Raw genomic sequence first — 15,891 nt, forward strand, 5'->3', positions numbered from 1 at the left:
ATATGAGTTCGCTATACTTATTATTCGTTGCTTGCAGCATTCCCCGGTGGCGCAGTGGTAGCGCAGCTGACTGTTAATCAGCGTGTCGCAGGTTCGAATCCTGCCCGGGGAGCCAGTTAGAAATTGTGCGAACCCGTGAGATGGTCAATCTTGCGGGTTCGTTTTTGTTTGCAACTGATGAGTAATTTAGGCTAACTACCAGCTCTTTCTTGTCAATTAATACTTGATAGACAAAGGCATCCAGTAAGCTTGCATCGTCCAAAGTCGCCCCAAATTGCAAGAAGTCGGCGAATGTTTGCAAATCTATGCGAACCGCCTCAAGCTCTTTAATATCTCTTTCGGCGCGTGCCTTCTGTGCCTCAAGTTCTGCCATACGCTCCTTGGCATTGGGATGTATTACGCCTGCCTCGATGGCTTGCAAGATATTATTCAAGCCGTCCTCAGCCTCGCGTAGTGACTTCTTAGCCACTCTCATATCATCTTCGGTAGATTTATCGTTTCCAGCCTTAATTACTATCTCAGCCACTCTCAGGGCTTCCTTGCGGTCGCTCATAAGGCTACGGATGGCTTCTACGATCATACTTTCGAGCTGCTCTTTACGTATGGGCTTTGATTTGCAATTTTTGCAAGCATAGTATTCATATTTTTTATTTCCTCGACCCCTGCCAGAGGTACCGACTATATTTCTTCCACATTCTGCGCAGATAATCTTACCAGCGAGCATAAAGTCACCCCAACTCTCATTCTTACGCTGTTTCTTGCCCTTGACAGTCTGCACCGCATAGAAAGTATCATCATCGATAATTCGAGGCATTCCGTCTTTCTTCTCGATTCCAGCCCATGAATATAGCCCCATATATTTACGATTATGCAGAATATTGTTCACCATTGTGTGGCTGCATTTACGACCTGTATATGTCTTAACCCCTCTCATGGCTAAGTCTGAGGCTATGGAGGATACAGCCTCGCCGTTGAGACGGCGATTGAAGATTTCACGCACAATAACAGCCTGGTCTATATCAATGGCGTAGTGGTCGGTTTCGTCTGCATAGTAGCCGTAGACGCGCACCCCATTCGTCTTGCACTGCAGGGCGTTGCCCTCCATGCCGCGACGTGTGCGAATTGATGTCTTACGGCTCTCGCAAGCCGCAAGACCCTCTAAGAGTTTCTCATAGATAATGCCCTCGGGGCTATCTGGGATAGCCTCTAAGGACGATACGAGACGTACGCCCTTACGCTCAAGCTCACGCTTATATATAGGGGCGTCGAAAGGGTCGCGCGAAAACCTGTCCATCATATAGACGAGCACAATATCCGATTCACCCGCGTTGGCTATCATTTTTTGAAACTCGGGGCGGCTATCTGTCCTGCCACTCATCGCATAGTCGCAGTATTCGGCTACGACTGTATAGCCTTCGCGTGTGCACCAGTCATGGCACACACGCAGCTGGTCATCGATAGAGGCTTCTCGCTGTTTGGAGCACGAGAAACGGGCATAGATTACGGCTGTTTTCATTGGCTTATTTCTTGGTGCCAGCGTCTACGTATGCGATAACATCTTTGTATTCTGGCATCTTTCCGAGAAATACTGAGAACGGCTGTTTTGCGCCAGCTGTAAGATTATCAAGGTATGTGCAGTCTCCGCCGATAATCTTTCCACTGTTATCCATAAGCACAGCAATTACTTTTGATTGCTGAAAATCATATTTTGACGTGCTTATCGCCTCACCTGTGACTTGTGGAATACCATCGTTTGTCACATTAAGATTTTCGGCATAAAACGTCTTTGTGTATTCATCTTGCGTTTGCTTTGTTTTTTGCCACATGTCTTTTTTATCTGCAATTGTGAACTCTACGGTTTTTACCTCTCCAGATACAGGGATATTGCCGCCGACAAAAGCACTGCCATTAGGATAAATCGCACTTAGTAAGCATGGATATGTCCCGAGTATTTTTCCATCAGTATCCTTGGCAGATGCCGTAATATCAACTTGCGCTGCGGCATATTCTGTACTGTTATTGGTTATCTTTGCAGCAAAGTGGGCACTTCCGTATTCATCCATATAAAAGCCTGAATCTGCTACCTCAAGTGTTGGTTTATCCTGCTCTTTAGCTTCCGTAGCTGCTTGCGGCTCTTTTTGTACGGTGGGCTTGCCTGCACACCCTACAAGCCCAATGGCAAAAGCACCAGCAGAAAGACCGATAAAATCGCGACGTGACAAGTTCATAGTTCCTCCTAAGCTTTAAACACCTTTGTTAATTTATAGATTCGCGTAATTCAAGTGATTTCGCGACATCAAGCAAGACTGCTCGACTTTGCTTTGTAAGTTTTTGAAAAATTGCATCTAATTCTTCTTGTTGTTGCGTCGTTTCTTTTATTTCTTTATCAGTCATAAGAATGTAATCAATATTAGAATTAAATATTTCCGCAGCTTGAATAAGCTGTTTCCCATTCATTATTACGCGCCCTTGCTCCCAATTCCTATAGGTTCCTAGTGATACTCCGAACAGTTTTGAGGCTTCTTGCTGGTTATATCCAGCATCTTTTCTCACCTCTTTTAATCGTGTTTGCAAATCTCACGACCCCCTTAGAATCGGTAAGAGCTTACGGTTATTAGTATAGATAGTACCAATTTAAAGTGTAATTGTACAGAATTATTATTGACATGTACTATTCTCGCGCGTACTATTAGAATCGTAAGTACCAATTAGATGCATAGTTAACTGAGAGGAGTACTAATGAAAAACTTAGCATCTGAACGTACAAGGTTGGGGCTAAAGCAATCGGAGGCGGCTTCTAAGCTTGCTGTTTCTCCCAAGACTCTGGCGAAGTATGAAAACGAACCTACAAGCATGCCTGGTGATTTTATTATCCGTGCGTGTCGGTTCTATCTATGCAATGCCAGTTATCTTCTTGACATGTGCGAGGAGCGTTCACTTAACGCGGCGGTTGCAAAATGACCACCGAAGAGTTGCTGGTAAAGCGCATGGCATACGTGCTCGTGAAAAAGTATCTCGAGTGGCTCGCAGCGGGGAAGCCCTGTTCATGAGGTGGACGACGCGCGAACTCCGCTATCTCACTAAGCATGCCAACGACGGCGCAGAAGTCATTGGCGCGGCTCTTGGGCGCTCTAAGCACTCGGTAGAGCTACAGGCAAGCAGGCTGGGCATTTCATTGCGTCCGAGCTGGTTTTGCCCAAAGTGCGGGCAGCGCACTTTTAAGCCTCTGAGCACTAAGACGGGCTGGTGCATCTGCTGCACGAAGAAGAAGCGCCGTGAAGAGCTTACTGAGGAAATGCGAGAAATGCAGGAGGAATTGAGAAGGGAGGAGCAGGAAAACAAGGCGCGTCAAGCAATTTATTCGCAAAAGAATAGATTTCGTGAAGATTTAAAAATTTTGAGAAAAGTTTGAGAATAGGAGATGTTTTATAGTGATTACCGCAAAAAAGAGTGCCCGTCCCCACCACGGTATGAGCACTCAATACCAAAAAGGTACGTTTAGTGTACCACAGCGTGAGAGATTGGCTTTTAAGAGCGGCTTTTGCGCCGGCGCTTGCTTTTCCCTCGTGCTCATCATGGCATTTGTCTTTATGTGCCTCATCCCTGCATTACAGCAGGTAGCGGGGCTATCATGAGGTACTACGGAGAGAAACCATCTGAGCAATTAGAGCTTCGCGGGCTTGGCTCGGATGGCGAGGAGCTTATGAATAAAGCTCGTAAATGGGTAGACGAGCACCCCGACGAATGGGGCTATTACTTACAGCTCGCGAAGCTTGAGTCTATTCATGCTCCCGCAAGTCCTAATTATCTTCTCCAAGCCTTAAGGCATCGATATCACATCAGTATTGCAAATGCTTTAGCTCCTGCACTTGCACGCATTGCTTTAGAGCAAGATTACAAGCTGCGCTTTAGGCTTGCAAAATCTAAGGTAGATGGCTTTACGGGGGCGGTTTTATGAGCTGGGAAAAGAAGCTTGTTAAAACCGTACAAGGTTGCTTTACTTTCCCAAGCGGGAAAATACCGACAAAGCAGCGCCCGCGATTTGCTGGTGGTCACGCTTATACACCCAAAACAACCAAAGCAGCAGAGGACTATATCAAGGCTGAATTTATCAAGTCACATGGCTTGGAAATGGCAAAGTGGGCTGACGAAGTACGTGTTTTTTTGAAAATCGTCCGCCCTGCTGCGAAAAGCGACCTAAAGAGAGTCGGAGCACCAGACTTAAGAACGCCTGATGCCGATAACGTGCTGAAACTTGTTTGCGATGCTCTAAATGGCATTGCGTACGTAGACGATAAGCAAGTGACAGATGCTCATGTGCATTTTTCAAACATTGCCGATCGTAAGGACGAGGCGAATGCCTATATCTTTTTACTTATTGGATACTACGAGAATACGAGGTTATCATGACCGAAACTGTACAAGCGCAAGCTACTGTCATTGATGACGAGCTTCGCGAGCTATCCGAAGCCGATAAATGGCTCGCAAGCATACAGGAGCGTGTAGACACTATCGTGGGAGATTATTCCCCCCACGAGATTGTAAGTCAGGCAGATTATAAAGATTCCAAGCTTGCGCGTACGCAAGCACGCAAAGAGATCAAGGCTATTACCGACGAAGCAGCAGCAAGGCTCAAGGTTATTAAAGATTTTGTCTCTACAGTCGAGGCAGGTAAGCGTAAGGCTCTGCAGCCACTGAATACCATTGATGCAGACTATAAGCATTACCTTGAGCAATGGGAAGCACTTGTCATTGATTCAAAACTGCAAGATGTAGAGGCTGCATATATGGATTATGCCCCTGCACTGGTTGAGCTGGTGCCCTTCTCAAAGCTTCGTGCGAAATATGCAGCAGAGGAGAAGTGGGAGAATCTCTCCACTAATTCTGAGGCTATTAAGCAATCACTTTACAAGCACGTAGACCAGATAGCTGAGGATGAGCAAACCATCGACGCTCAAGACGTAGATGAAGCAGAGCGTAAAGCGATGAAAGCCGACTACTTTCAAACGCTCGACTTGGGCGAGGTTTTACGTAAGTCATCAGAGCGCTTGCGTGTAGCAAAGCTTGAGGAAGAGCGTAAGGCTCGCATTGAGGCAGAGAAGGCAGCCATCAAGGATGAGAAGCCTCAAGTGGTAGAAACTCCAAAGCCAGTAGAGAAGCCTCAAGCAGTGGTTGAGGCTAAGCCAGCACAAGAGGAGAAGCGCAGCGCATGGGTGGTAATTATTCCTAGCGCTACTGAGCTTTTAGTAGACGAAATTGTAGATGCCTTCCGTCACTGTGACGTAATGGCAATTTCCCAGCAAGGCACACTTGAGGACGTATACAGGAGGCTCAATGGCAACCACTAAGACAAATACCACAGAGGCATTGCAGACCATTTACGCACGTTTTACACGTGCCTGGGGCAAATGCAAAAACCCTGATTTGGACGGCGAGAATCCGCATTTTAGGAATAAATATGCAACCCTAAAGGAAACGTTGAGGGTTGTACGCGAAGCCTGCAAGGCTGAGGGGCTGGCATACGTTCAAGAGTTCAATTACGACCCCGAGGAGATGACGCGCGCGCATCTAAGATCTTACGTGACAAACGAGGCAGGGGATATTCTCGACTTGAGCGTATTCCCCGTGCAGTACGTCCCCAATTCGCAGCAATTTGGTTCGGCGCTTACCTACACCAAGCGCCAGCAGGCACAAACTGACTGGGGCATTACGGGTGAACCTGACGATGACGCAGAGGCAATAGCTAAGGCTAAGCCTCAAGCTAAGCCTCAAGCTAAGCCACAGCCTAGCTCACAGCCAGGCAAGCGAGAGAAGTTATTAGACCGTATTGCAGAGCTGCAAGGGCAGCTCGCTAATCCTGAGCTACTTAATGAGATGGTTCATTCGATGTTCGGGGCTGGCGTGGCAGACCTCACCGAGGAGCAGTTACTTGAGACTGGTAAGCAGTTGGCACTTATGGTGAAGGGGCAGAATCGTGAGCATAAATAGCGTAGTCATTTCGGGCAATATCGGGCACACGCCTGAGCTTAAAGCAACACAGAGTGGCTCATATATCTTGAGCTTTTCTGTGTGCGTCAACGCACGCGTAAAGCGTGGCGAGCAGTGGGAGAACAAGCCTAATTGGGTTGATATAGTGCTCTTTGGCGCACGTGCCGAAAGTGTAAGCCGATACATCACTAAAGGCTCTCACGTAACCGTATCGGGGCACTTAGACGAGCAAGTGTGGCAGGCGCAAGACGGTACCAATCGCCGCAAGCTGCGCATCATTTGCGACGATATAGATTTCACAGCAAGCAAGCCTGCTGAGCCAAGCTACCAAGAGCCACAGACCACCGATGACGAAGATATTCCATTTTAAGGAGCCACTATGGACGAGAATAAAATCTACGAGCTTAAAGAAGCTATCAAGCTTGAGCTTACACACATTCAGAATCTCGATGAATTTTTAGATGCTCATGGACTTTTTTATAAAGACTGGGAGAGTCTATTTGACTATGCCATAAAGCAAAGCCAAGAGTTAGCCTGGCTTAAAAAGCACCGTGAAGATAATTACGGCATTGCGCAAGCTCGGGGCGTTATTAAGAAAATCACACTTGACCAAGAAAAAGCACAGCTTACGGTTGAGATTCGTAGCATGAAAGACTTACTGGCAGTACAGCCTTTGGTCGGTCAAGATATCTGCATGGAGCTTTTCCCTGAGCTTATGCCTTTACCCCTTGAGTATTCAGACGAGCAAGCAAAGCTTGTGTAGGTAAATCATGGGAGAGAAGTTTACTTGGCAGCCTAAATTTACTCGTGTGATAGAGCAGCTCCCCGATGAGCTGTTTCGTGAGATTGTCACTGCTATTGTCCAGTACGGCACCTTTGGCATTGTGCCAGAGCTTGAATTTCCTTGTAATGTAATCTTTGAATCACTTAAAGATGATATTGATTACTCAAAAGCTGCTCGTGCAGCTGGTAAAAATGGCGGGCGTGGGAATAAGAAACCAACCCTTAGCGATGATGTAAAGGGGGGTTCGGAGGGTGCTAAACCCCCCTTTAGTAATTGCGAAACCCCCCTTAGCGATTGTGAAAAGGGGGGTTTGCAAGATGATAAACCCCCCTTTAGTGGTGTAGAAACCCCCCTTAGCGATGATGTAAAGGGGGGTTCGGAGGGTGCCGAAGCCATTACATTACATAACAGTACAGTACATAACATTACAAAACAGTACAGTACAGAGAAGGAAGATAAGCCAAAGCGCAAGCGCTTTGCTCCACCCACGCCCGAAGAAGTCCAAGCCTACGCAGACGAAAAAGGTTACATCATCGACCCTGAGCGATTCTGTGACTTCTACGCCTCGAAGGGGTGGAAGGTCGGCAGTTCACCGATGAAAGACTGGCGTGCCGCAGTTCGTAACTGGTGCAAGCGTGCCTCGCCGTCTCAACCCTTGAAGCGCACACCACCACATCGAGAGGAGGTTATCGATGAGTACTCTCTCCTCTGACGAGCGGGCAATTATGGAAAGTATTCGCAGGTCAAAGCTGCAAAAAGCAGGGCTTTACGGATGCTATGCCGAGGCAAGCTCAGAGCTTGGTGCACGTGTCTCGAAGCTTGCTCAAGGTGGTAAGGGTGCGTTTCTGTTCGGTACATGCGGTACAGGCAAGACTTATGCAGCAGCTGAGGCAGTTAAGGACGCTTTAGGCAGCTCTAAGTTGGTGACCGTCTCGCAGCTATTAGCTGATATACGTGCTGATTTCGACGAAAACCACGGCACACTTGAGCGTGTTAAGGGCTATCGCGTGCTTGTCTTGGATGATTTGGGCGTGGAGAAAATAACCGATTGGTCAATGGAGACGCTTACAACGCTCATAGATTATCGCGTTTGTACAGGTAAAGTAACGATTTTTACGAGCAATTACCGCCTCGGAGAGTTGCGCAGCCTGTGGGGCGGAGTGAGCGGTCAGAGGTTGGCATCACGTATCGCTGGTGCGTGTGAGCTTATCGAGGTTACTGGTAAAGATAGGAGGCTCCATGCTTGATAAATCCAAGCTGCACGGGCTAAGTCTCGGCAAAGCCGAGCTATACGGTAAGCCTCACATTGGAGCTGAGTATATCGGTAAGAGCAAGCGTTACCAGCTCACTGACGAGGCGTGTTGTGTGTGCGGGATGGCTGCGAGTAATTGTCACCACGTCATTCCACGAGGGCAAGGCGAGACCTTCGAGCTTGCGGGCTTTATCCTGCGCAGCCCACTTTTCGCCTTGTGTGGCAGCGGCACGACAGGATGCCATAACGGCTTTCATGGAGGCGCATACCTTTGCGCTCGGTGGCAGTGGGACGACCAAGAGGCATTCGATGCCTGGTGGCGTGGTGACCTGCTCTGGCAGTACGGGGCACATTCGCCAAAGCTTTACCTATTCGGTGAGTGGCACATATTTAATACAAGGACGAGTGAGAGGCTCGTCATAAGGGAGATTTAAATGTTTAGCAGCAAATACGCAGGTGAACCGCCTGAGGTAGACGAGCGTTATCACGACCATTGCAAGAGATGCATGTATTTCGTCGAGGCATACGATTCGGGCGTAGAGAAGTTCGGAGTATGTACGCTGCTTGCAGACTTTAACCGCGATGGCGTATTAGATGGCATCGAGCCAGTTCGAGGCTCACAAACATGCCCAGAAGGGAAGCTTAAATGAATATTTTTGAACAGCGCAAAGAGATAGCCGAGAAGCTACGCGAAACAAAAGAAGAGTGTAATCAGCGCGGTTATCCATGGATGGTAGAAGATTTGATGCGTGCACTTGGATTTTTATCTTACGAAGACGCAGATGACCAGATGTTTGACCGTCTTGCCGACCTGATAGACCCGACGTGCAATGACTTCGGCGGCGAGGAAGGTACCAACGGCGAGGGTTACGATTTTGCCTGCTCCGCGTGCGGCTGGTGCGGTGATGTATGCGAGCCTAATTATTGTCCAAACTGCGGCGCACGTATTGTGGAGGAGAAGTAAATGAAGTGGCGACTACCAGACCCATATGAAGTTGGTCTAGAAGGAATTAAAGCGGCAATTGACGAGCAGATAAAACGCACCCTCAATCTACAGAATACTGAATTTACTCAGCTCTGCGCGCGTAAGCTTGAGTTTTTTATCCCAAAGAGAAGAAGGCTCAAGGCAATCATACGCTGTCAAGATGCTCTGGCTCCTCACTGCTCTATCACAACTTTTGAACTCGATGAAGAAGAGCTTGAGGTACTTGGAGACATAGAGCAAAAGCGCTTAGATGCTCTTATTGAGCTTAGGGAAAGCTTTGAAGAACAAATGCGTGAAAAGGAGGAGCAATGCAATGGATACTAGTAAGTGAGAAGTTGCCTAAAGAAGATATGCTGGTGCTTCTTACACTTAGCGTTTTAGACACAGGCGAGACATGCACTGCACCTCAGACTGCATTCTACGATTATGATTTTGGTTGGTTTTTTGAAAATGAGGAACCAGTAGAAGCAGAGATAATCGCCTGGATGCCACTACCAAAGCCTTATGAGGTGGAGTAGGGATGACTACCTTTACTAGTGGCTTACGCTCAAGTGCAAGTAATGAGTGGCGCACCCCTCAAGATCTGTTTGACGCACTAGACCGTGAATTTAAATTCACAGTAGATGCAGCAAGCACACATGAAAATGCACTTGTAGACAAGCATTGGACGATACGAGAAGACGGTTTGGCTCAGTCTTGGGATGGTGAGCGTGTTTGGTGCAATCCTCCCTACGGCAGGCAGATTGCTAAGTGGGTTAAAAAGGCTTCTGAAGCTGTAGGAGGGGTTGTGGTGATGCTCATTCCAGCACGCACAGACACAGCTTACTGGCATGATTATGTGTTCCCCAATGCATCTGATATTAGGTTTATTCGTGGGCGGCTGCATTTTAGCGATAGCAAAAACGCCGCCCCATTTCCAAGTGCGATAGTAGTTTTTGAGAGATGGGCATAATGCAAGACCAATTAAGCCTATTTACGCTGGATAAGCCCGATCCTTTTCATTGCCCCTATGAGCAAAAAACTATTGACTGTGGTGGACCAAAAACGTTTTGTACGTTAAGAAATTTATGGACTAATTGCCGAGAGTGGGGAAGCTGTACGGCATCAGAGAAGCAGCTAGATATAGTGTGTGATGTAAATGTTTGAATTAAATATTGTTAAGCGTATCTTAAGCAATGAAGTTGTTGCATATTATCCAGCGTTTAACCATAGGGGGATGAGTATGGACGATATTTATAATGAGCAACGTGTTGAGATAGGTATTACTGCGATGCTCGAGGCTGCACAGGCTAAGGGGCTTAACCTGCTCGAATTGAAGCAGGCTGCAGAGTCTATAGCTAAGGTAATGGAGAGCAAGCTACAAGATAGATTGCGCGATGACTCGTAAGAGATTCTGTCCTGATTGTGGGCGTGTAGTAGAGGCAGGGAAGAGGTGCACATGTAAGCCACTACGCAAGCGTAAGCCTACAGCAGCAGACCAGACCAGGGGCAAGCGTGAGCCTTGGCGTACCAGCTACAACGATAAGATATATAGACAAGCAAGGCAGCAGGTTATCAGTATGGCAGGTGGCAAGTGCGAGAAGTGCGGAAGAGTGGTAGCCTGGTGGGATGGCAAGCGATGGCAGACCTCGGGCATGGGTGGAGAGATACATCACATTAAAGCTCTGTGTGATGGTGGAGGTAATGGAGTTGGTAACCTGATGCTGTTATGTAAGAGCTGCCACGGTTTTGTAGACGCGGCAAGGCGTAAGCGTAGATAGTTTTATGCAGGATACAATCGAATAGTTAGTGTTTTATGCGTACAGGTGTCGTCAGGAACGACCCTGTACGTTTTTTTATGCATTTTGGGGGTTTGTTGGGGGGTGTGGTGGGGGGGCTTGGTTTGTTGGTGGATGGGGGTACCCCTCAAAAAATTGAAAAAGCGATGTGTATACCCCGCGTCCCTGTCAACAAAATCTATCGCTACGAAATTGGAGGTTTGGGGGGTGAGCCGCTAACTTCTCGATTTTTTGAGCCGCTATCTCACGGCATGGCTATTCTCAGTGCAACCGAGAAAGGAAAATGTATGCGTCCGATGCCAAAACTTGAAGTAACAGAATTGCCCGTAGATGAGCTTGCCCCTTATGCGAACAACGCTAAGGAGCATCCGCAAAAACAAATAGATGAGATAGCCGAGAGCATTTCAACTTTTGGAAACTGTGACCCTATCGGCGTTTGGCACAATGAGGATGGAAAGCCTGAAATAGTAGAGGGGCACGGTCGCGTGCTTGCATTAAAGAAACTCGGCATTACAACCGCGCCTGTTATTTACCTTGACCATTTGACTGACGAACAACGACGAGCTTATACACATGTGCACAATCAGACCACTATGTCGAGTGGCTTTGACTATGAGATTTTAGTAGCTGATATGGATAACCTCAATATGAATTGGGAAGCACTTGGTTTTGAAGAGTTTTGTTTTAACGAAACTCCACCATCTGTTGATGAAGCTGCTGATGAGTTGCCAGAAACTGTAATTTGCAAATGCAAGCGCGGCGATATTTGGCAGCTTGGAGAACATAGAATTATGTGCGGCAATTCTGCAAATGAAGCAGATACAGATGCGCTATTTTCTGCGGGGGGGGCTTAATCTAAATGATTAAGAACTGCGAAGTCTGCGGGCGCGAATTTACAGCTCAACGTAAAACTGCTAAATATTGCTCGAATAAATGCCGCCTCATGGCACAACGCGGCGTTCCATATATTGGTGAGTTGCAGCCACCTGCAGCCACTGCGATTATGACTGCCGAAGAAGTGCAGTCCACGATTCAACAGGCGCATATTGCTGCATCTGATTTATCTCGGGCATCAATGATGACGCATTCGCCTTTGTGTCTCAAACTGCGCCGCGTAGCTAAAAAGCTTGAGGACGCTCTGCGAGGTGAGGGACTATGAAGGGGGCAAAACCCAAACAAAATGCAATCCGTCGCGGGCTTAGTGATGCTTACGGCTTAGCCAAAGAAGAATCATCAGGCGTTACTATGCCGCCTGATATTGCGCGTGACCCCGTGCAGTCTGAGATTTGGGCTTGGCTTGCGCCACCTGTAAATAATTTTGCACCTCAAGATGTTTTAATCCTTAGACGATTAACCTACTGGCATGCCGTAGCACAGCAAGCCGAGCAGGCTATCCATTCTGAGGATGGGCGCATAAATATTTTCGACAAGATAGGTGTGAAGCCATATAAAACCGAGGATGGTCGAGAGGTTCCGCTTGTCAGGAAGAACCCCGCCTTGCAGATTCTCAAGGAAGCAACCTCAGAAATTCGCGCGCTGTCTGACATTCTCGGGCTTTCGCCTTTAGCACGATCACGTATTGGGCTTATGGATGCTACATCGGTTAAGACTGCAGCAGATACCGCAAAAATGTTTTCGAGTATTGATTCGGCATATGAGCTAGAAGGAGAAATAGAAGTTGAGGAGGACTAAGACTAAATATTCGCGTGCAGGTCTTACTATTGCGCGCGACTATGAGAGGTGCTTGTCCTCTATGTGCTGCCATGTATCGAACGACGGATATTATGGCAAACCTTTTTTATTAGAGCCATTCCAACGGGATAATATTTGGAAGCCATTATTTGCCTGTGGGAAAATGACCACCGACGGCTTCAAGAGAAAATATCGTCGTGCAATTATCGGCTTGCCTTCTGGTTTTGGTAAAACAGAACTTGCTGCTGCTCTTGTGCTTGTCATATCCACGATGGAGGTAATTCATAACGGGCAGTATGGTGTAGTCGCTTCCTCGAAAGACCAGGTACGCAATATTTTTGAGAAAATCGCGACTATGATTAAGCTCAACGACACATGGTCGCAGCAATGGCAAATTGGAAAAGACGTTATCACACACAAAGAAACGGGTGCCAAGATAATGGTATTCCCGAATAAAGCTGATGCCCTGGAATCGTGGCACTTAAATGTTGTTATTTTTGATGAGTTGCACACCTATAAAGATTCAAAAGTCTGGGACGCGGGCGTGAAAGGTCAAAAGGTTTTAAATAATCCTTTGGCTATCGGCATCACTACTGCAGGCGATTCTCGGGAAGGCTTTCTTTGGGATACATTAGAAAAAGCAGATGACGATTCGAGCATGTATTTATATTGGCTCGGTCTTGATGATAATGCCGATATTAATAAACGTAAATCTTGGGAGCCTCTGCTCTGTGCTTCTTGGGTTAGCTGGGAATCAATTCAAGATCAGCGAGGCTCTGCAACTTCTAAGCGGTCTTTTGAGCGATACACAGCTAATCGCTTCCCGCGCGACAAAAGCGAATATAGCTGTTTTACGTCTAACCAGCTAAATACTTGCTATCGGGGTCGTAATAATTTTGACTTGAACAAACCATTTGCTATTGGCATCGATGGCGCAACTGCGGGTGACTCTTTCGCGATAGTCGCATACCAAGAGAGCAAGACTGCCAAAGGTAAAACCGTCGGCTATACAAAGGAATGGGTATTCGATACGCCAGATGAAGAATTAGGGCATTATGACCTCAACCAGATTATCGAGCTTTTAGTCTGGCTTGATTCTGAATACCGTCCGGAAGTAATAGGCATAGATCCTAATCGCCTAATTGTCATGGACTCACAGCTCCAAAAAGTCCACGGCATTGAAACAGTAAGCTTTGCGCAGAACAACCCGACCATGTGCCAAGCAACATCTCTAGTAATGCAAGCTATTAAAGGTCGTAGTCTAAAAATAAATAAGTGTCCAAAACTCAAAGAGCACCTGTCAAATACAGTAGAGCTTGACCGGGAGCCTTTTGGCTCACGATTTGGAAAGAATAAAAAGAAGTCAAAAATTGATGCTGCCATTGCCTTGGCTATTGCAATGCTTGCTTATCATAAACTTGTAGCAGGGCAAGACGAGTATGTCGCTACCTTTAACTAATCTCACGCCAAAAATATCCTCTTTTTGAGTAAAGGAGGATACATGGGTCTTTTTTACAACATGTTTTATAAGCGTGATGAGCCTGTGGCTATCAATGATAACGGGCAACGTATCATGTTGCCCACGCCTGCAAATTACGGCTCTTTAATGTCCGTTGACTTTGCGGCGTGTGTGCAGACCAAGGCTCGTTCTATGGCATCTTTGCCAGTTTCAATCGTGCTGTCTAAGGGACACACGAAGTTAAATGATAACCCCCTCGCTAAATTACTTAATGGCATGGTTAATGAGGATATGTCCGCAGCCTCTTTAATGGCTTGGACGGTTCTCAGACGAGACACCTTAGGTAATGCGTACTGGTATGTGGAGTGGAGCGGCGGCGTTCCCGTTGCAATTTATCCTGTTAACGTTGCGGTATCACATGATTACGATTCATCTCGCCCAAAGGGTAAGAGAACCGTTTATTCGGTTTCGTCGGGTGATAAATACGTACCAGCTGGTAATTACTTTGCTGATGAAATTATCAATATCCCTACTGCGATTACTCGCGATGCTGTAAAGGGTGTTTCTCTTGCGAGTCTCGCTGCTGAGCAAATAGGCTTGTCAATTGACCTCGAGCGTTTTTACCGCGCGATGCTTAATAACGGCAATCACCAATTAGGTCATGTCGAGGTTCCTAACGATTCGAAATTAAAGTCCGAAGAACTTACAGACCTCAAGGCGGCAATTAAGAGTAAATCTGGCGTTGGCAATGCTGGCGAAACTCCAATATTTGCGCATGGTGCTAAGTGGATTACTGATAATCAGACGATGAAAGACGCGAGTTTGATTGAACAACAGAAATGGGTTCTTCATCAAGTTTGCCGCGCGTGCAACGTGCCGCCCTGGAAGGTCTACGATGGCGAAGTTGCCACTTACAATGGTGGGCAGCAGATGCGTATTGATTATGTTACGGATACTATCGTCCCTGAGGTGCGCATTATTGAGCTTGCTCTTAAGCCCGTGCTTGATTCGATGATGCTTTTCGACGCTCAGGTTAAATTTAAACTTCAAGGCTTAATGCGCGGAGACGATGCGGCGCGTGGAGCCTACTACCAACAGATGATTTTCAACGGGACTTACACCCGTGAGGATGTCCGCGAACTCGAGGACTTAAAGCCAATCGACGGCATAAATCTGCCATTACTCCCACTTAACTACGGCACTGTCAACCCCGACGGTTCTGTAAATGTGTTCAATGCAGATAGCAACAAGATAGAAGGAGAGTAGATGTTTCACATCAAGAATGAAGCCGAGAAAGCGACCGTATACATTTACGGCACTATTGGCAAAGACTACTGGGACGAGGATTCGTCTAATACCGCGAAGAATTTTTCGCAGACCCTCGACGAGCTAGGTAATCGCCCCATTGATATTCGCATTGATTCATGTGGTGGGGACGTATATGAGGGTTTTGCTATTGCTTCTGCGATTCAGCGTTACGAGGGGCAAGTAACAGCCTATGTTGATGGTATGGCAGCAAGCGCAGCTTCATACATTGCGATTATGGCTGACAAAGTGGTCATGTCTTCATTTGCCCAATTCATGATTCACAATGCCTGGACTTTTGCGTGCGGTAATGCTCACGAGCTTATGGATGTGATTAAGCAACTTGAGGGCTTGGATGACACAATCGCTCGCCTTCTTGCGACGCGCACTGGCTCCGAGCTTGACGAAATTAAGGCAGCAATGGCAGCCGAGACTTGGTACACCGCAGAACAAGCACTTGAAGCGGGCTTTTGTGATGAGGTAATCGAGACAAAGCAGCGTAATGCAGCATGTCTTGACCGTGATTTGATGCGCAATTTTAAGCATGTGCCAGACGGTCTGTTAGAAAAATCTCACGATGAAAATAATCTACCAATTGAGGCAAGTAGCCTCGTGCTCGGCAACCACGTGTACACGATTAAGGAGTAA

Annotated in this window: 27 protein-coding genes and 1 tRNA gene; 24 read left to right on the forward strand and 4 right to left on the reverse strand. The window is 47.0% G+C overall.

What is annotated here, in order from left to right; translation table 11 throughout:
- Positions 1-40: 40 nt before the first annotated feature.
- Positions 41-115 (forward strand) — tRNA-Asn (locus tag SPD80_RS02640).
- On the opposite strand, the gene SPD80_RS07420 is transcribed toward SPD80_RS02640, so the two are convergent.
- The 3 genes from SPD80_RS07420 to SPD80_RS02650 are packed head-to-tail and all read right to left on the reverse strand — an operon-like array spanning position 74 to position 2,574.
- Positions 74-1,516, reverse strand: a complete 1,443-nt coding sequence (locus SPD80_RS07420) for a recombinase family protein (protein WP_414429690.1) — start codon at positions 1,514-1,516, stop codon at positions 74-76. The two genes, SPD80_RS02640 and SPD80_RS07420, sit on opposite strands and share 42 nt — an antisense overlap.
- Before the next feature lie 4 nt (positions 1,517-1,520).
- Positions 1,521-2,228, reverse strand: a complete 708-nt coding sequence (locus SPD80_RS02645) for a hypothetical protein (RefSeq protein WP_320828361.1) — start codon at positions 2,226-2,228, stop codon at positions 1,521-1,523.
- A gap of 28 nt (positions 2,229-2,256) precedes the next feature.
- On the reverse strand, positions 2,257-2,574 hold the full coding sequence (locus SPD80_RS02650; protein ID WP_320828362.1) for a helix-turn-helix transcriptional regulator: 318 nt from the start codon (positions 2,572-2,574) through the stop codon (positions 2,257-2,259).
- A gap of 165 nt (positions 2,575-2,739) precedes the next feature.
- On the opposite strand from SPD80_RS02650, the gene SPD80_RS02655 reads away from it, so the two are divergent.
- The 10 genes from SPD80_RS02655 to SPD80_RS02700 all read left to right on the forward strand — a co-directional run bounded on the left by SPD80_RS02655 (position 2,740) and on the right by SPD80_RS02700 (position 8,019).
- Positions 2,740-2,961, forward strand: coding sequence for a helix-turn-helix transcriptional regulator (locus SPD80_RS02655; RefSeq protein WP_320828363.1), 222 nt, complete (start codon positions 2,740-2,742; stop codon positions 2,959-2,961).
- 85 nt (positions 2,962-3,046) lie between these two features.
- The gene (locus SPD80_RS02660; protein ID WP_320828364.1) at positions 3,047-3,412 is read left to right on the forward strand and encodes a hypothetical protein; all 366 of its coding nucleotides are present in this window, start codon (positions 3,047-3,049) and stop codon (positions 3,410-3,412) included.
- A 219-nt stretch (positions 3,413-3,631) separates the two neighbouring features.
- Entirely contained in the window at positions 3,632-3,958 is a 327-nt protein-coding gene (locus SPD80_RS02665; RefSeq protein WP_320828366.1) for a hypothetical protein, read from the forward strand.
- Complete coding sequence (locus tag SPD80_RS02670) at positions 3,955-4,410, forward strand: RusA family crossover junction endodeoxyribonuclease (RefSeq protein WP_320828367.1); 456 nt, start codon at positions 3,955-3,957, stop codon at positions 4,408-4,410. The genes SPD80_RS02665 and SPD80_RS02670 overlap by 4 nt, the downstream gene beginning before the upstream one ends.
- On the forward strand, positions 4,407-5,348 hold the full coding sequence (locus SPD80_RS02675) for a hypothetical protein (protein WP_320828368.1): 942 nt from the start codon (positions 4,407-4,409) through the stop codon (positions 5,346-5,348). The genes SPD80_RS02670 and SPD80_RS02675 overlap by 4 nt, the downstream gene beginning before the upstream one ends.
- Positions 5,335-5,988, forward strand: coding sequence for an ERF family protein (locus tag SPD80_RS02680; RefSeq protein ID WP_320828369.1), 654 nt, complete (start codon positions 5,335-5,337; stop codon positions 5,986-5,988). Before SPD80_RS02675 ends, SPD80_RS02680 begins: the two co-directional genes overlap by 14 nt.
- Positions 5,975-6,358 carry a single-stranded DNA-binding protein gene (locus tag SPD80_RS02685; protein ID WP_320828370.1) on the forward strand — a complete coding sequence of 128 codons (384 nt, stop codon included), beginning with the start codon at positions 5,975-5,977 and terminating at the stop codon, positions 6,356-6,358. Before SPD80_RS02680 ends, SPD80_RS02685 begins: the two co-directional genes overlap by 14 nt.
- A gap of 9 nt (positions 6,359-6,367) precedes the next feature.
- Entirely contained in the window at positions 6,368-6,751 is a 384-nt protein-coding gene (locus tag SPD80_RS02690) for a hypothetical protein (protein WP_320828371.1), read from the forward strand.
- Between the two features lie 7 nt (positions 6,752-6,758).
- Positions 6,759-7,484, forward strand: coding sequence for a DUF6291 domain-containing protein (locus SPD80_RS02695; protein ID WP_320828372.1), 726 nt, complete (start codon positions 6,759-6,761; stop codon positions 7,482-7,484).
- Positions 7,465-8,019, forward strand: coding sequence for an ATP-binding protein (locus SPD80_RS02700; RefSeq protein ID WP_320828373.1), 555 nt, complete (start codon positions 7,465-7,467; stop codon positions 8,017-8,019). The genes SPD80_RS02695 and SPD80_RS02700 overlap by 20 nt, the downstream gene beginning before the upstream one ends.
- Before the next feature lie 40 nt (positions 8,020-8,059).
- Here the strand turns inward: SPD80_RS02700 and SPD80_RS02705 are convergent, their stop codons facing one another.
- Entirely contained in the window at positions 8,060-8,281 is a 222-nt protein-coding gene (locus tag SPD80_RS02705) for a hypothetical protein (RefSeq protein ID WP_320828375.1), read from the reverse strand.
- Positions 8,282-8,458: 177 nt separating this feature from the next.
- Here SPD80_RS02705 and SPD80_RS02710 point away from each other — a divergent pair, with 177 nt between their 5' ends.
- The 13 genes from SPD80_RS02710 to SPD80_RS02770 all read left to right on the forward strand — a co-directional run bounded on the left by SPD80_RS02710 (position 8,459) and on the right by SPD80_RS02770 (position 15,891).
- On the forward strand, positions 8,459-8,674 hold the full coding sequence (locus SPD80_RS02710; RefSeq protein ID WP_320828377.1) for a hypothetical protein: 216 nt from the start codon (positions 8,459-8,461) through the stop codon (positions 8,672-8,674).
- The gene (locus SPD80_RS02715) at positions 8,671-8,988 is read left to right on the forward strand and encodes a hypothetical protein (protein ID WP_320828378.1); all 318 of its coding nucleotides are present in this window, start codon (positions 8,671-8,673) and stop codon (positions 8,986-8,988) included. Before SPD80_RS02710 ends, SPD80_RS02715 begins: the two co-directional genes overlap by 4 nt.
- A complete protein-coding gene (locus SPD80_RS02720; RefSeq protein ID WP_320828379.1) occupies positions 8,989-9,333 on the forward strand; it encodes a hypothetical protein in 345 nt (114 codons plus the stop codon).
- The gene (locus SPD80_RS02725) at positions 9,318-9,527 is read left to right on the forward strand and encodes a DUF551 domain-containing protein (RefSeq protein ID WP_320828381.1); all 210 of its coding nucleotides are present in this window, start codon (positions 9,318-9,320) and stop codon (positions 9,525-9,527) included. Before SPD80_RS02720 ends, SPD80_RS02725 begins: the two co-directional genes overlap by 16 nt.
- 2 nt (positions 9,528-9,529) lie before the next feature.
- Positions 9,530-9,961 (forward strand): DNA N-6-adenine-methyltransferase, encoded by a 432-nt coding sequence (locus SPD80_RS02730; RefSeq protein ID WP_320828382.1) that lies wholly within the window; start codon positions 9,530-9,532, stop codon positions 9,959-9,961.
- 270 nt (positions 9,962-10,231) lie between these two features.
- Positions 10,232-10,396, forward strand: a complete 165-nt coding sequence (locus tag SPD80_RS02735) for a hypothetical protein (protein WP_320828383.1) — start codon at positions 10,232-10,234, stop codon at positions 10,394-10,396.
- Positions 10,397-10,568: 172 nt separating this feature from the next.
- A complete protein-coding gene (locus SPD80_RS02740) occupies positions 10,569-10,769 on the forward strand; it encodes an HNH endonuclease signature motif containing protein (RefSeq protein ID WP_320828384.1) in 201 nt (66 codons plus the stop codon).
- Positions 10,770-10,804: 35 nt separating this feature from the next.
- Positions 10,805-11,641 (forward strand): ParB/Srx family N-terminal domain-containing protein, encoded by an 837-nt coding sequence (locus tag SPD80_RS02745; protein ID WP_320828385.1) that lies wholly within the window; start codon positions 10,805-10,807, stop codon positions 11,639-11,641.
- Between the two features lie 5 nt (positions 11,642-11,646).
- Positions 11,647-11,946 (forward strand): hypothetical protein, encoded by a 300-nt coding sequence (locus SPD80_RS02750; protein WP_320828386.1) that lies wholly within the window; start codon positions 11,647-11,649, stop codon positions 11,944-11,946.
- On the forward strand, positions 11,943-12,479 hold the full coding sequence (locus SPD80_RS02755; RefSeq protein WP_320828388.1) for a P27 family phage terminase small subunit: 537 nt from the start codon (positions 11,943-11,945) through the stop codon (positions 12,477-12,479). The genes SPD80_RS02750 and SPD80_RS02755 overlap by 4 nt, the downstream gene beginning before the upstream one ends.
- 61 nt (positions 12,480-12,540) lie before the next feature.
- Positions 12,541-13,938 (forward strand): terminase large subunit domain-containing protein, encoded by a 1,398-nt coding sequence (locus SPD80_RS02760; RefSeq protein WP_320828389.1) that lies wholly within the window; start codon positions 12,541-12,543, stop codon positions 13,936-13,938.
- A 42-nt stretch (positions 13,939-13,980) separates the two neighbouring features.
- Positions 13,981-15,204, forward strand: coding sequence for a phage portal protein (locus SPD80_RS02765; RefSeq protein WP_320828390.1), 1,224 nt, complete (start codon positions 13,981-13,983; stop codon positions 15,202-15,204).
- On the forward strand, positions 15,205-15,891 hold the full coding sequence (locus SPD80_RS02770; RefSeq protein ID WP_320828392.1) for a head maturation protease, ClpP-related: 687 nt from the start codon (positions 15,205-15,207) through the stop codon (positions 15,889-15,891).

The sequence above is a fragment of the Atopobium sp. genome (assembly GCF_034113385.1).
Lineage (GTDB): Bacteria > Actinomycetota > Coriobacteriia > Coriobacteriales > Atopobiaceae > Atopobium.